Annotated in this window: 16 protein-coding genes and 1 pseudogene; 6 read left to right on the plus strand and 11 right to left on the minus strand. The window is 64.1% G+C overall.

Annotation, left to right across the window (positions count from 1 at the left end):
• From VGP39_RS26120 to VGP39_RS26130, 3 genes are all read right to left on the minus strand, one after another.
• On the minus strand, window positions 1-1,134 hold a 1,134-nt coding region (locus VGP39_RS26120; RefSeq protein WP_327570982.1), incomplete at its 3' end, for an ammonium transporter.
• A gap of 40 nt (window positions 1,135-1,174) precedes the next feature.
• The gene (locus VGP39_RS26125; RefSeq protein WP_327570983.1) at window positions 1,175-1,513 is read right to left on the minus strand and encodes a P-II family nitrogen regulator; all 339 of its coding nucleotides are present in this window, start codon (window positions 1,511-1,513) and stop codon (window positions 1,175-1,177) included.
• 307 nt (window positions 1,514-1,820) lie between these two features.
• A complete protein-coding gene (locus tag VGP39_RS26130; RefSeq protein ID WP_414644812.1) occupies window positions 1,821-3,005 on the minus strand; it encodes an ammonium transporter in 1,185 nt (394 codons plus the stop codon).
• Here VGP39_RS26130 and VGP39_RS28235 point away from each other — a divergent pair.
• Entirely contained in the window at window positions 2,992-3,117 is a 126-nt protein-coding gene (locus VGP39_RS28235) for a hypothetical protein (RefSeq protein ID WP_414644813.1), read from the plus strand. The genes VGP39_RS26130 and VGP39_RS28235 overlap by 14 nt on opposite strands.
• A 210-nt stretch (window positions 3,118-3,327) precedes the next feature.
• Here the strand turns inward: VGP39_RS28235 and VGP39_RS26135 are convergent, their stop codons facing one another.
• Window positions 3,328-3,666 carry a P-II family nitrogen regulator gene (locus VGP39_RS26135; protein WP_327570985.1) on the minus strand — a complete coding sequence of 113 codons (339 nt, stop codon included), beginning with the start codon at window positions 3,664-3,666 and terminating at the stop codon, window positions 3,328-3,330.
• A 232-nt stretch (window positions 3,667-3,898) separates the two neighbouring features.
• On the opposite strand from VGP39_RS26135, the gene VGP39_RS26140 reads away from it, so the two are divergent.
• Complete coding sequence (locus VGP39_RS26140; protein ID WP_327570986.1) at window positions 3,899-4,765, plus strand: DUF4339 domain-containing protein; 867 nt, start codon at window positions 3,899-3,901, stop codon at window positions 4,763-4,765.
• A 12-nt stretch (window positions 4,766-4,777) separates the two neighbouring features.
• Here VGP39_RS26140 and tesB read toward each other — a convergent pair whose 3' ends face one another.
• On the minus strand, window positions 4,778-5,650 hold the full coding sequence (gene tesB / locus VGP39_RS26145) for an acyl-CoA thioesterase II (protein ID WP_327570987.1): 873 nt from the start codon (window positions 5,648-5,650) through the stop codon (window positions 4,778-4,780).
• Window positions 5,651-5,813: 163 nt separating this feature from the next.
• Between tesB and VGP39_RS26150 the strand changes: the two are divergent.
• Window positions 5,814-7,049: pseudogene (locus VGP39_RS26150) on the plus strand (ubiquinone biosynthesis hydroxylase); the annotation flags it as partial.
• Between the two features lie 133 nt (window positions 7,050-7,182).
• On the opposite strand, the gene VGP39_RS26155 reads toward VGP39_RS26150, so the two are convergent.
• Window positions 7,183-7,380 carry a Trm112 family protein gene (locus VGP39_RS26155; RefSeq protein ID WP_327570988.1) on the minus strand — a complete coding sequence of 66 codons (198 nt, stop codon included), beginning with the start codon at window positions 7,378-7,380 and terminating at the stop codon, window positions 7,183-7,185.
• Window positions 7,381-7,532: 152 nt separating this feature from the next.
• The gene (locus tag VGP39_RS26160) at window positions 7,533-8,069 is read right to left on the minus strand and encodes a TetR/AcrR family transcriptional regulator (RefSeq protein ID WP_327570989.1); all 537 of its coding nucleotides are present in this window, start codon (window positions 8,067-8,069) and stop codon (window positions 7,533-7,535) included.
• Between the two features lie 97 nt (window positions 8,070-8,166).
• Here VGP39_RS26160 and VGP39_RS26165 point away from each other — a divergent pair, with 97 nt between their 5' ends.
• The gene (locus VGP39_RS26165; protein ID WP_327570990.1) at window positions 8,167-8,517 is read left to right on the plus strand and encodes a hypothetical protein; all 351 of its coding nucleotides are present in this window, start codon (window positions 8,167-8,169) and stop codon (window positions 8,515-8,517) included.
• A 230-nt stretch (window positions 8,518-8,747) separates the two neighbouring features.
• Complete coding sequence (locus VGP39_RS26170; RefSeq protein WP_327570996.1) at window positions 8,748-9,329, plus strand: c-type cytochrome; 582 nt, start codon at window positions 8,748-8,750, stop codon at window positions 9,327-9,329.
• Window positions 9,330-9,423: 94 nt separating this feature from the next.
• On the opposite strand, the gene panE is transcribed toward VGP39_RS26170, so the two are convergent.
• The 4 genes from panE to VGP39_RS26190 form a co-directional block, all read right to left on the minus strand.
• The gene (gene panE / locus VGP39_RS26175) at window positions 9,424-10,341 is read right to left on the minus strand and encodes a 2-dehydropantoate 2-reductase (protein WP_327570991.1); all 918 of its coding nucleotides are present in this window, start codon (window positions 10,339-10,341) and stop codon (window positions 9,424-9,426) included.
• Window positions 10,342-10,482: 141 nt separating this feature from the next.
• Window positions 10,483-11,220, minus strand: a complete 738-nt coding sequence (locus VGP39_RS26180) for an SDR family NAD(P)-dependent oxidoreductase (protein WP_327570992.1) — start codon at window positions 11,218-11,220, stop codon at window positions 10,483-10,485.
• A 135-nt stretch (window positions 11,221-11,355) separates the two neighbouring features.
• A complete protein-coding gene (locus VGP39_RS26185; protein WP_327570993.1) occupies window positions 11,356-11,964 on the minus strand; it encodes a 2-hydroxychromene-2-carboxylate isomerase in 609 nt (202 codons plus the stop codon).
• 73 nt (window positions 11,965-12,037) lie between these two features.
• The gene (locus tag VGP39_RS26190) at window positions 12,038-12,640 is read right to left on the minus strand and encodes a DUF2239 family protein (RefSeq protein WP_327570994.1); all 603 of its coding nucleotides are present in this window, start codon (window positions 12,638-12,640) and stop codon (window positions 12,038-12,040) included.
• A gap of 155 nt (window positions 12,641-12,795) precedes the next feature.
• On the opposite strand from VGP39_RS26190, the gene VGP39_RS26195 reads away from it, so the two are divergent.
• Window positions 12,796-13,266 (plus strand): glutathione S-transferase (locus tag VGP39_RS26195; protein ID WP_327570995.1); only part of this gene is annotated, 471 nt, incomplete at its 3' end.

The following is a 13,266-nucleotide window of genomic DNA, read 5'->3' on the forward strand; positions in this document are numbered from 1 at the left end:
CGAGTCGTCATAGCCGAGCGCGTTCTTGATCACGGTGCAGAAGAACAGGCAGACCACGCCGACCACGAGGCCGAGCACGATGGCGCCCATCGGGCCGGAGTAGCCGGCCGCGGGCGTCACCGCGACAAGTCCCGCCACCGCGCCCGACAATGCGCCGAGCACGGAAGGATGGCCCTTGATGATCCATTCGGCGAACATCCACGACAGCGCCGCCGCGGCCGTTGCGACGAAGGAGTTGGTCATGGCAAGCGCCGCGCCGCCGCTGGCCTCCAGGTTCGATCCAGCGTTGAAGCCGAACCAGCCCACCCACAGCAGCGAGGCGCCGATCATGGTCATGGTAAGCGAGTGCGGAGCCATCAGCTCCCTGCCGTAGCCGGTGCGCTTGCCGATCAACAGCGCGCCGACCAGGCCCGCGATGCCGGCGTTGATGTGCACCACGGTGCCGCCGGCAAAATCGATCGCGCCTTTCTTGAAGATCCACCCCGCATCGGCGTTGACTTCGTCGAGCTTGGCCTGCGCCGCGGCCTTTGCCGCCGCATCACCCGCCGCCGCAAGCGCCTTGACCGCATCGGTGATCGCGTCCGGTCCGGCCCAGTACCAGACCATGTGCGCGATCGGGAAGTAGATCAACGTCACCCAGAGCGGAATGAACAGCGCTACCGCCGCGAACCGCATCCGCTCGGCGAAGGCGCCGACGATCAAAGCGGGGGTAATCGCCGCGAAGGTCATCTGGAAGCAGACGTAGATCAGCTCGGAGATGTTGGCATCGACGCTGAACGTCGCCGCCTTCGAATCGGTGGTGACGCCCATCAGGAAGGCTTTTGAGAAGCCGCCGATGAAGTCCGAGCCGCCGGTGAAGGCGAGGCTGTAGCCGTAGAGCGCCCAGATGATGATGACGATGCAGACGGTGTAGAACACCTGCATCAGCACCGAGAGCATGTTCTTGGAACGGACCAGGCCGCCATAGAACAGCGCAAGGCCGGGGATGGTCATCAACAGCACCAGCACCGTCGATGTCAGCATCCAGGCGTTGTCGCCTTTGTTGACGGTAGGCTCGGCGTAAGCAGCGGTCGCGGCAAACAGGCCGGCTGCGAGGGCTGCCAATCCCGCGCTGTAGGGACGCTTGAACGTCATTTGTTTTACTCCTGAGTGGATTTGTGATTGAGCGCGAAATCTACAGGGCCGCGGCATCTGCCTCGCCGGTGCGGATGCGAACGGCGTGGTCGAGATTGATGACGAAGATCTTGCCGTCGCCGATCTGTCCGGTTTTTGCCGCACCGGTGATGGCTTCGATGGTTTTGCCGACCTGATCGGAATTGACCGCGACTTCGATCTTGATCTTGGGCAGGAAGCTCACCGCGTATTCGGCGCCGCGATAGATTTCCGTATGGCCCTTTTGCCGGCCATATCCCTTGACTTCCGTCACCGTGAGACCATGAACGCCAATGGCGGTCAGGGCGTCCCGGACTTCTTCGAGCTTGAATGGCTTGATGATCGCCATAACAATTTTCATGGGTCCTATCCCCGCTTGGGGCCCGGTCCAGACATGACCGGGCGTTCTCGACTGAGCTTCACCACGCGGAGAAGTTCACAACGCGGGCACAGCCAGAACCGATAGAATCAAATGCCGTGCCAGACGGCGGGATTTCCCTAACGGTTTATGAACGCGGGCGTTTTCGCGCTTTGCGGGAAATGCTCGCACCTGCGATATTCGGTCGCGCCCAAGGCCTCATCATGCCTGATTAAAATATAGGCATGACAGACTGCCGACATAATCGTGCTTATGAGGAGGGCAGGGCGCAGGTATCGCGGTAGGTAGGCTACTGCAGCGCCTCGCCGTGCTGCGTAATATCCAGCCCTTCCAGCTCCTGCTGCTGCGAGACCCTGAGCGGCACGAAGGCGCCGACCAGCTTAAGCAGGATGAAAGTGACCCCGCCCGACCACGCCAGCGTGACCGCGACGCCGTAGAGCTGCAGCAGCAGCTGGTTCGGATTGCCCTCGATCAGGCCGGCGGTGCCGCCGATCGCGGCGGTGGCGAACACTCCGGCCAGCAGGGTGCCGGTGATGCCGCCGATGCCGTGGACGCCGAACACGTCGAGCGAATCGTCGTATTCGAAGCGATGTTTGAGGCTGGTGCAGGCCCAGAAACAGAGCGCGCCGGCGGCGATGCCGATGACGATGCCATGCCACGGCGCCACGAAGCCGGAGGCCGGGGTGATGGTGCCGAGCCCGGCGATGGCGCCGGAGATCATGCCGAGCACCGAGGGCTTGCGCCGCGTCGACCATTCGATCGCGCCCCAGGTCAGCGCCCCGGCGCAGGCCGCCAGATGCGTCGCGGTGATCGCCATCACCGCGCGCGAATTGGCTTGCAGTGCCGAGCCGCCGTTGAAGCCGAACCAGCCGACCCACAACAGTCCGGTGCCGATCACCGCCAGCGACAGATCGAACGGCGACAGGTTGTCCGAGCCGTAGCCATGGCGGCGGCCGAGCACCTTGGCCGCGACCAGCCCGCCGATGCCGGCGCTGAGGTGCACCACAAGACCGCCGGCAAAATCGATCACGCCGGCCGTGCCCAGGAAGCCGCCGCCCCACACCCAGTGCGCCAGCGGCACATAGATGAAGGTGAACCAGCCGATGCAGAACAACAGATAGGCCGAAAAACGCATGCGATCGGCGACCGCGCCCGCCACCAGCGCCACGGTGATGATGGCGAAGGTCATCTGGTAGAGCATGAACAGCGCTTCCGGAATCGTCTTCGCGAGCGGATTGACGCCGTCCATGGTCATGCCGGCGAGGAACCAGCGATCCAGCGATCCGATCCACGGCCCGTCGCCGACGAACGCCAGCGAATAGCCGAACGCCACCCATAGAATTGAAATAACGCCCACGGCGGCGAGGCTTTGCGCCATGGTCGCCAGCACGTTCTTCTTGCGCACCATGCCGGAATAGAACAGCGCCAGACCTGGAATCGTCATCATCAGCACCAGGGCGGTGGCGACGATCATCCAGGCGGTGTCGGCGGCGCTGATGGTGGATGCTTCGGCAAATGCAGGTGTTGTTAGCGCTGAAAAAAAAGTTGCTGCGGAAAATATTGCCGCAGCTTTAACGGCCGCGTGACGTGGCAGTGGCCCCATGATGTTCCCCCGGCTCGTTTTCTTCTATTCGATTAGACAAACCCCCGTGTCCCGGACGCGGTGCGGCATTCTTCATGCCGCTCCGCAGAGCCGGGACCCCGGTTTAGCAAGCAAGCTGGATCCCGGCTCTGCAGCGCACCACGCCGCGAAGTGCGGCGCGCTGCGCTACGTCCGGGGCACGTATCTATTGCTGTCACAGCGCGTCGCTGTCGGTTTCGCCGGTGCGGATGCGCCGGGCGTGATCGATCGGTGTGACGAAAATCTTGCCGTCGCCGATCTGGCCGGTGCGCGCGCTTGAGGTGATGACCTGCACCGCCTTGTCGGCGAGGTCCGAGGACACCGCGATCTCGATGCGCAGCTTGGGCAGGAAATTCACCACATATTCGGCGCCGCGGTAAATCTCGGTATGGCCCTTCTGGCGGCCATAGCCCTTGACCTCCGTGACCGTCATGCCGTGGACCCCGATCGCGGTGAGCGCCTGGCGCACCTCGTCGAGCTTGAAGGGTTTTATGATGGCGACGACGAGTTTCATGAATGAGGCCTTCGTTTCCGCGGATTTCGCAAATGGGTCGTAGCTTGATTTGCGCTCCCGCAAATCTGGCATCTTTCTGTGCAAATGGCACAGAAAAGTTGCAGCCGGGATGGGAAAACGTGTGGGGGACTAGCGCAATCGGGGGCGGTGTCGCTGTACAGCCCGGAATATTCGGCCAGAATGCGCACTTATGGCCGGCGATTGGCCGGGCCGCGCGCCGGGGACGAACATCATGGCAAGCCGATCCTGGTTTTTTGCGACCGACGGCCAGCAGCACGGCCCCTATTCCGAGGATCAGTTTCGCGACCTGATCGCAAAGGGCGGTATTCGGCCGGACACCTACGTCTGGAGCGAGGGAATGGCGGCGTGGCAGTTCGCCGGGGATGTTCCCGGCCTGCTTTCGAGCGGCGCAAGACCGCCGGCTTTTCCCGGTTCGGGCGCGCCTGTGGCGCGGGCCATCGGCTCCGGGTTGCTTTCGTTCGAGGCCGGCACATGGGCGCTGCTTGGACGCGCGTTGCTCCTGTTCATCGGCAACCTGCTGGTGATCCCGGCGCCCTGGGCGGTGACCGGCTTCTACCGGTGGTTTGTTTCGCACCTGCACGTTCCGCAGCGGCCCAACCTCGGCTTCACCGGCCAGCCCGGCGATATCTGGTATGTGTTCGTGCTGCTGGCGCTCTGCAGTTACGCGGGCCTCAGCGGCGTTGATTATCTCGAATACATCCTGCTGCCGGTTCAGGGGTATCTCTCCTGGATGACGGTCCGGTGGTTCGTCGCCAATATCAGCTCCAACGGTCAGCGGCTCCCGCTCACGTTCACGGGCGAACCATTGATCTATGTCGGCTGGTATCTGCTGGGCGTTGTTTCCATCATCACGATCATCGGCTGGGCGTGGGTGATGACGGCCCTTATGCGGTGGGTTTGCCGCAGCATTGCCGGCACGCGGCGCGAGGTTACATTCATTGCCAGCGGGTGGCAGGTGCTGTGGCGGACGATGTTGTTCGCGCTCGGCGTGGTGCTCATCATTCCGATCCCATGGGCGCTAAGCTGGTTTATGCGCTGGACCGTGTCGCAATTCGATCTGGTCGAAAGAACGGCCTGAGCGCCGCTACGGCTACGCCGGCTTTTCCTTGCGTTCGCGCAGCGAGCCTTCCTGCGCCACCGAGGCGACCAGAGTGCCGTCGGGCTTGAAGATCATGCCGCGGGTGAGGCCGCGGCCGGCGCGGGCGCTCGGCGAATCCTGGGCGTAGAGCAGCCATTCGTCGGCGCGGAATGGGCGGTGGAACCACATCGCGTGGTCGAGGCTCGCCGGCATCATGCGGCGGTCGAACAAAGTGCGGCCGTAGCGCGCCATCGCCGCATCGAGCAGCGAGAAGTCCGAGGCATAGGCCAGCGCGCACATGTGCAGCGCCGGATCGTCCGGCAGTTTCGCCGCGGTGCGGATCCAGACATGGATGCGGCCGTCGTCGATCTTCTGGCCGAAATAGCGGCGGAGCTCGACCGGGCGCAGCTCGATCGGCCGGTCGGATTCGTAATAGCGCTTGATGAAGTCCGGCATCTCCTTGAACATCGGCTGCTTGGCGACTTCTTCTGCCGTGAGTTTCTCCGGCGGCGGCACGTCGGGCATCCTGTCCTGATGGTCGAACGCGCCTTCTTCCTCGACATGGAACGATACCATCAGCGAGAAGATCGCGTTGCCGTGCTGGATCGCGGTGACGCGGCGGGTCGAATAGCTTCTGCCGTCACGCAGGCGCTCGACCTCATAGACGATCGGAATCTGCGGATCGCCGGGCAGGATGAAATAGCAATGCAGCGAATGCGGCAGCCGGCCCTCGACGGTGCGGCACGCCGCCACCATGGCCTGCCCGATCACCTGCCCGCCGAACACCCGCTGCCAGCTGGTCTTCGGGCTGCGCCCGCGGAACAGGTTCACCTCGATCGGCTCGAGATCGAGAATGGAGATCAGGTCAATCAGGCTTTTGGACATGGAGACGCCTTCAATTGTTCGTCATTCCGGGGCGCGCGTCTTCGCGCGAAACCGGAATCCATAACCCCTGCAGGGAGTATGGATTCCGGTCCTGCGCCAAGAGGCGCATCCCGGAATGACGAGTGTTTGGTGAACCTGTTTCGCCCAGCTATAGTCGGGGCGCAAGAGAGTAAGGCGTAGCATGGCACAGCGAAGTATTGTGGTCGGCGGCGGCGCGTTCGCAGGATTGGCGCTGGCGCTGGCGCTGCGTCAGGGGCTCGGTCCTGACATCCCGATCGTCGTCGCCGATCCGGCGCTTGGTGTGCGGCCGAGCCCCGATCCCCGCGCCACCGCCATCGTCGCCGCCTGCCGCCGGCTGTTCGAGGCGATCGGCGTGTGGGACCAGGTCGCAGCGGAGTCGCAGCCGATCCTCGACATGGTCGTTACCGACTCAAAACTCGAAGACGCGACGCGTCCGGTGTTTCTCACTTTCGGCGGCGAGGTCGAACCGGGCGAGCCGTTCGCCCACATGATCGAGAACCGGCATTTGATCGACGCGCTGGTGGAGCGCGCCGCGGCCGCGGGCATCGATCTGCGCGCCACCACGGTCAAGGGATTCGAGCAGCGTCCGGGCGGCGTCGATGTGGTGCTCGGCGACGGCAACACCATTGAAGCCAGTCTGCTGGTCGCCGCCGACGGCGCGCGCTCAAAGCTGCGCGAGCAGGCGGGCATCGCCACTCATGGCTGGGATTACGACCAGTCCGGCATTGTCGTCACCGTCGGCCATGAGCGCGATCATCAAGGCCGCGCCGAGGAGCATTTTTTGCCCGCGGGGCCGTTCGCGATCCTGCCGCTGAAGGGCGCGCGCTGCTCGCTGGTGTGGACCGAGAATCGTTCCGAGGCCGCGCGCATCGTCGCGCTCAGCGACGAAGAGTTTCACAGCGAGCTCGAAGCGCGTTTTGGGTTGCATCTCGGCGAGATCAAGGCGCTGGACAGGCCGCGCGCGTTTCCGCTGGGCTATTTCGTGGCGCGCTCCTTCATCGGCCAGCGGCTGGCGCTGGTCGGCGACGCCGCGCATGTGATTCATCCGATCGCCGGGCAGGGCCTCAACATGGGCCTGAAGGATATCGCAGCACTGGCGGAAGTTGTCGTCGACGCGGCCCGCCTCGGCATCGATCCCGGACAGGCCGATGTGCTGGAGCGCTACCAGCGCTGGCGCCGCTTCGACACCATGGCGATGGGACTCGCCACCAACTCGCTCAATCTGTTGTTCTCCAACAAGTCGGCGCTATTGCGCGGCGTCCGCGATATCGGGCTCGGCCTGGTCGACCGCATGCCGCCGCTGAAAAGCCTGTTCATCCGCCAGGCCGCGGGGCTGACGGGCGAAGTGCCGCGGCTGCTGAAGGGCGAGGCGTTGTAGAGCCGACCACCGCATTTATTGTCGTCATCGCCGGGCTTGTCGCGGCCATCTACGTCTTTCTTCTTCGCCGGCGTTCAAAGACGTAGATGCCCGGGACAAGCCCGGGCATGACGAGGAGGGATTACAGTACCCCTCACTCGATCTTCCGCGCCTCTTCCGGCAGCATGATCGGGATGCCGTCGCGGATTGGATAGGCGAGTTTTGCCCCGCGCGAGATCAATTCCTGCCGCGCTGAATCGAACTCCAGCGGACCCTTGGTCAGCGGGCACACCAGGATTTCCAGCAGTTTTGGGTCGACGGTCGCGTCGGTGCGTTCGGGCAGGGAATTCATGCGCGGTCTCCGTGGGGTGGGCAAAGCGAAGCGTACCCACCATTGAAATGATGCGATCGCTCATTGCGAGATGGTGGGCACGGCGCGAAGCGCGCCTTTTTGCCCACCCTACGCCTTTAACATATCCGATCCGCCCGCGGGTAGTCGCAGATCTATCGCGACGCCATCCGGATCAGCTCCTGCAATACGGCATCCTGCCGCGTTTTCGGCAACGGCTGGTCCGACAGCGCGTATCCCAAAAACGCCCAGTAGAAGATCTGGGCGCGGGAACGCGCCACGCCCGGGGCAACGCCGGACCGCTCGAACAGCTTTTGCACGTAACTCAGCCTGCGCCGGTCCGTCGCCTGCACCGCCGCCCGAGCGAGCGGATCGAGCGTGGCCCAGGTGCGAACCGCGTTCTCCAGCGCCAGCTTGCTGCTGAACGTCGCCCGCAGCAGGCGCAGCAGCGGATTGCCGTGTTTCGGCGAGGCCTCGAGGTCGGCGATGACCTGCTCGGCGGCGACCTCGCGCCAGTGCTTGAGGATGGCGGCGTGGTAGGCGCCGATGTCGGCGAAATGCCAATAAAAACTGCCGCGCGAGACCCCCATCGCCTTCGCCAGCGGCTCGGCCTTCAGCGCGGTGAAACCATTCTTGGCCAGGGTCTTGAGACCGAGCCCGAGCCAGTCCTCTGCTGATAATTGATCGGCCATCATTGCTTCCCGCGGCACCTACCATACACTACTGTATTGACAGCCGCCAGCGCCCGGCGTAAAAGCCTCCATACAGTCCTGTATGGAGGACGAAACGATGCGCGATGTTCTGCTGCAATGTTCCGGAGCCGCCGCAATCGTCGTCGCGCTGATCCACGGCGTGCTCGGCGAAACCAAGGTGTTCGCCCGCGCCACCATCGAGCCGCCGCGGGTGCGCACGCTGATCCGGCTGGTCTGGCAGGCCGGGACAGTGGCATGGATCGGCGGCGGCGTGCTGCTGATCGCCGCGCCCTGGATGGCCTCGGAGCCGGCGCGGCACTGGATCGCGGCGACGATGGCCGTGGTGTTCGCCTTCGCCGCCGCCGCCAACGCGTTCGCGCTGCGCGGCAAGCATTTCGGCTGGGTGGCGCTGAGCGCCGTGGTGGCGATGGCGGTGGCGGGGTATTGAGGGTACCCCCATACAAGGATGACGGCGTTCTTGTTGTCATTGCGAGGAGCGTAGCGGACGAAGCAATCCAGTCCTTGCTTTGTAGCTTCTGGATTGCTTCGCTGCGCTCGCAATGACGGAACCTGGCCGTCATGCCCGGGCTTGTCCCGGGCATCCACGTCTTCCTCCCTCGATCGCCAACAAGACGTGGATGGCCGGGACAAGCCCGGCCATGACGACGGAGATTGATGATGCGGAATATCTCGATCGCGATGCTGTCTGCCGTAACCATTTGCTGCGGTTACGCCCACGCCGCCGACATCGCGGCCGGCAAGGAGAAGGCCGAGCTGTGCGTCGGCTGCCATGGCGAGGGCGGCATCTCGCAGATGGAAAACATTCCCTCGCTGGCGGCGCAGCCCGATCTGTTCATGCAGTGGCAACTGGTGTTCTTCCGCGCCGGCACCCGCAAGAACGAGCAGATGCAGCCGATCGTCGAGCAGCTGAGCAACGACGACATTCGCAACCTCGGGGCCTATTTTGCCTCGCTCGCCCCGCCGAAGAATCCGAAGCCGGATGACAATCCGGATCTTTCCGCAAAGGGCGCAGAGGCCGCCGCCGGCCGCCGCTGCGCGTCATGCCATACCGATTCCTACGCCGGCACCAAGGCGGTTTCCCGCATCGCCGGCCAGCGCGAGGACTATCTCGTCAAGGCGCTGCGCGACTACAAGTCCGGCGTGCGTGCCGGCGGCGCCATGGCAGCGATGGCCGAGGTCGCCTATCCGCTCAGCGAGGAAGAGATCGAGGCGCTCGCGCATTATCTCGCGCATTTGTAGCTTCGTAGGGTGGGCAAAGGCGCTCTTGCGCCGTGCCCACCACAACGCGCAATGGTGGGCACGGCGCAAGAGCGCCTTTTGCCCACCCTACTAATCACCACTGCCGCTCATACGCCTTCAGATGCGTATACGCGGTCCGCAGTTTCGGCACCGGCACCTTGGCGGCGTCGGCGCGGGCGACGAGGTCGCCGATCACATGGTCGGCTTCGACCGGCGCGCCGGCCTTGATGTCGCGGAACATCGACGCCGTCATCTGCGAGCCCTCGGCCGTCAGCATGCCGCGGATGCGCTCCAGATACGCCGCGCGCGGCCCGTGCCCCTCGGCGGCTGCAGTCGCGCTGCATTCATCGAGCATGCCGAGCACAAAATCCTTGCCGCCGCGCGCGGCCAGGATATGGCCCACTGAGCTGCGCATCAGGCAGGTCGCGCCCGCCAGCGAGGCAAGAAAAACCCATTTCTCCCACATCTCCTGGATGATTTCTTCGCTCGCCTTCGAGCCGAAATCGCCCTTTTCCATCACGTCTGCGATGGCGCGGACCCGATCCGACGTCGTGCCGTCGCGCTCGCCGAAGGTGAGCGACTGCAGCGGCTGAAGATGAACGACTTCGCGTTTTTCGTTCAGCGTAACCGCGATGGCGCAGAGGCCGCCGAGCACACGCTCGCGGCCGAACATTGCGTCCAGCGTATCCAGATGGCGCATGCCGTTGAGCAGCGGAATGATTGCCGTGTTCGGCCCGACCGCCGACGCGAAGGACTTTATCGCATCGTCGAGGTCGAAGGCCTTGCAGCTGAGCAGCACGACATCGAATTGCTCGGCTAATTTGTCAGCCTGCACGGCGGGCGGATTTTTCAGCGTCACGTCACCGAGCGGGCTCCTGATCACAAGGCCGGCGGCGGCGAGTTCAGCGGCGCGCCTCTCGCGCACCAGGAACGTGACATCCGCACCTGCCTGCAGCATCCGGCCGCCGAAATATCCGCCGATCGCGCCGGCGCCCACCACCAGGATGCGCATTGAGAGACTCCTTTCAAAGTTCGTCATGCCCCGGCTTGTCCCGGGCATCCACGTCTTATCGGCATTGCCGGTAGCAAAACGTGGATGGCCGGGACAAGCCCGGCCATGACGGAGATTATTTCCGCGACACGTTCGCCGCTTCTACCACTTCTCCCCGAACGGGCGAATCTCCAACTCGAAGGTCCAGGCGCTGCGTGGTTGCTGGTAGAGCTGCCAGTAGGAGGCCGCGACCGAGGCGGGCGGCATCAGCAGGTCGGGGTTGTTGAGGGCCTCCTTGCCCCACAGCTGTTCGCGGCGTTCGCGCACCCAGGCGGTGTCGACGCCGGAATCGATGATCAGATGCGCGACGTGGATGTTCTTCGGCCCGAGCTCGCGCGCCATCGCCTGCGCCACCGCGCGCAGGCCGAATTTCGCCGCGGCGAAGGCGGCAAAGCCGGAGCCGCCGCGCAGGCTCGCGGTGGCGCCGGTGAAGAAGATGCTGCCCTTGCCATGCGGCAGCATCAGCCGTGCCGACTCGCGGCCGGCGAGGAAGCCGGCCCAGCACGCCATTTCCCACACTTTTCGGAACACGCGGTCGGTCGTCTCCAGGATCGGGAAATTGACGTTGGCGCCGACGTTGAAGATCGTCACTTCCAGCGGCGCGTGCTTGTCCGCATCCTGCAGAAAGGCGTTGATCTCGTCTTCCTTGCGCGCATCGAGCGAGCGCGCCACGATCGAGCCGCCGGCGTCCTCGACCTCCTTCACCAGCGGCGCCAGCTTGTCGCCGTTGCGCCTCCCTGCGAACACCGTGAATCCCTCGCCGGCGAATTTCTTGACGATCTCGGCGCCGATGTAATCCCCGGCGCCGATCACCGCGACGGTTGCGTTGCGTTTTTGCATTCCCGGTTCTCCAGTGGGCCGTCATCCTGAGGAGCGCGCTCTTGCGCGCGTCTCGAAGGATGGCCGCATGCACGTGTGTCCATCCTTCGAGACGCGGCCAAGAGGCCGCTCCTCAGGATGACGGATAAAATTCGATCAGCCGCCCGCCACCATCTCCTCGACCTCGCGCAACTGCTCCTTGCCGAAGAACATTTCCTTGCCGACAAAGAAGGTCGGCGAGCCGAACGCGCCGCGCTCCACCGCGCCTTGCGTGTTTTCGATCAGCTTTGCCTTGACGTCGGGATCCTGGGCGCGGGAAAACAGCTTTGCTGCGTCGAGGCCCGACCCGGTGAATGCCTTCAGCGCCACTTCCGGGTCGTCCATCTTCTTCGGCTCGCCCCACATGTGGTGAAACGCGGCGTCGACATATTTTTCGAACACGCCTTCGAACTGCGCGGCCACCGCGGCGCGCATCAGATTGAGCGTGTTGACCGGAAAGAACGGATTCATCGTGTAGGGTTTCAGGCCATAACGCTTCACGAAGCGTTCGGTCTCGATGTCGTGAAATTCGCGCTTGTTCTTGACGCCGGCCAGGGTTTCGGCGGGAGATTTGTTGTTGGTGGCCTTGAAGATGCCGCCCAGCAGGATCGGCACGTATTCGAACTTGACGCCGGTGCGTTGTTCGATTGCCGGGATCGCATGGTGGCTGAGATAGGCGTTGGGACTGCCGACATCGAACATGAATTGCGGCGCGGTCTTGCTCATCGCGGTCTCCCTGAAAATAACGGCGGCATGCCCGGCGCCGCCGTCTTATATGATTGTTATCATTCTAACCAGCCTAGCGGTTCATATTCGAAGGATCAACCGGATCGGGAGTGAATGCGAGCCTGCCGATGTGATCGCGGATGTCGTTGGGCCACGCCGCGATCAGGGTCGCGAGGCGCCGGCGGTCGTCCGCGAATAATGCGCGTGACGCCTCCTCGAAGTGCGGCAGGTTGCCGGCCATCGCCGACATGAAGTGGTACGCCGCATCGCGCGCGGCGCGGCTGCGGTCCTTGTCGCCATGGGTGCGCCGCGCCGCCTCGACCAGTTTTCGCAAGGCCACCGACGCGCCGCCGGGTTGCGCATTGAGCCATTCCCAGTGCCGCGGCAGCAGCGTCACTTCGCGCGCGACCACGCCGAGTTTCGGCCGGCCGCGCCCGCGCGGTGCGGCGGCCTCTGGCGCCACAGGTCCTGGCGGCAGCCGCGCCACGATCTCGTCGTCGGAGCCGCGAAGGTCGAGATCGATGGCACGCCCGGTCGCGTCGCTGAAAATCGCGACCCTGTCTGCGGCGCGCTGTTCCGCCCGCCTGACGGCAAGGGCGACCTCACCGAGCGGACCGGATACCAGCCGCCGCTGGCCTTCGAAGGCGGTAAAAGTCTGGGACTGCTGCTGCGACATTGCGGGGAATCCGGCAGGAACTGATCCGTTATTAGTACCCGGATAAAATTAGGATGTCAATATTACCCGGATAAATTATAGACCAGTGCCGTAGCTCGACTTTCACCAGCGCTGCTGGCACGAGAAAGCCGCACAAAACGCGCCGGGGGACCGCCATGCTCACCGTCCATCATCTCAATAATTCGCGGTCGCAGCGGGTGCTGTGGCTGCTCGAAGAGCTCGGCGTGCCGTATGAGATTGTGCGCTATCAGCGCCAATCCAGCATGCTGGCGCCGCCGGAGCTGCGCGCGATCCATCCGCTCGGCAAATCGCCTGTCATTACCGACAACGTCAACACCGTCGCCGAGTCAGGTGCGATCGTCGAATACATCATCGGCGCCTATGGCGAGGGCCGGCTGATTCCGCCGCCGGGCACGCCGGAGCGGCTGCGCTATACCTACTGGCTGCATTACGCCGAAGGCTCGGCGATGTCGCCGCTGCTCTTAAAACTGTTGTTCACGCTGATGCCGAAGCGCGCGCCGGCGCTGCTGCGCCCGCTGGTCCGCAAGGTGTCCAACCAGGCGCTGACCACGATGGTCAATCCACAGCTCAAGCAGCACATGGCGTATTGGGAAGCCGAACTTGGC

Source organism: Bradyrhizobium sp., from assembly GCF_036009065.1.
Lineage (GTDB): Bacteria > Pseudomonadota > Alphaproteobacteria > Rhizobiales > Xanthobacteraceae > Bradyrhizobium.

Coding starts and splice junctions, on each gene's coding strand:
- VGP39_RS26125 (WP_327570983.1), bottom strand. CDS start 1,513: ATGAAAATTGTTATGGCGATCATCAAGCCATTCAAGCTCGAAGAAGTC.
- VGP39_RS26130 (WP_414644812.1), bottom strand. CDS start 3,005: ATGATCGTCGCCACCGCCCTGGTGCTGATGATGACGATTCCAGGTCTG.
- VGP39_RS26135 (WP_327570985.1), bottom strand. CDS start 3,666: ATGAAACTCGTCGTCGCCATCATAAAACCCTTCAAGCTCGACGAGGTG.
- VGP39_RS26140 (WP_327570986.1), top strand. CDS start 3,899: ATGGCAAGCCGATCCTGGTTTTTTGCGACCGACGGCCAGCAGCACGGC.
- tesB (WP_327570987.1), bottom strand. CDS start 5,650: ATGTCCAAAAGCCTGATTGACCTGATCTCCATTCTCGATCTCGAGCCG.
- VGP39_RS26155 (WP_327570988.1), bottom strand. CDS start 7,380: ATGAATTCCCTGCCCGAACGCACCGACGCGACCGTCGACCCAAAACTG.
- VGP39_RS26160 (WP_327570989.1), bottom strand. CDS start 8,069: ATGGCCGATCAATTATCAGCAGAGGACTGGCTCGGGCTCGGTCTCAAG.
- VGP39_RS26165 (WP_327570990.1), top strand. CDS start 8,167: ATGCGCGATGTTCTGCTGCAATGTTCCGGAGCCGCCGCAATCGTCGTC.
- VGP39_RS26170 (WP_327570996.1), top strand. CDS start 8,748: ATGCGGAATATCTCGATCGCGATGCTGTCTGCCGTAACCATTTGCTGC.
- panE (WP_327570991.1), bottom strand. CDS start 10,341: ATGCGCATCCTGGTGGTGGGCGCCGGCGCGATCGGCGGATATTTCGGC.
- VGP39_RS26180 (WP_327570992.1), bottom strand. CDS start 11,220: ATGCAAAAACGCAACGCAACCGTCGCGGTGATCGGCGCCGGGGATTAC.
- VGP39_RS26185 (WP_327570993.1), bottom strand. CDS start 11,964: ATGAGCAAGACCGCGCCGCAATTCATGTTCGATGTCGGCAGTCCCAAC.
- VGP39_RS26190 (WP_327570994.1), bottom strand. CDS start 12,640: ATGTCGCAGCAGCAGTCCCAGACTTTTACCGCCTTCGAAGGCCAGCGG.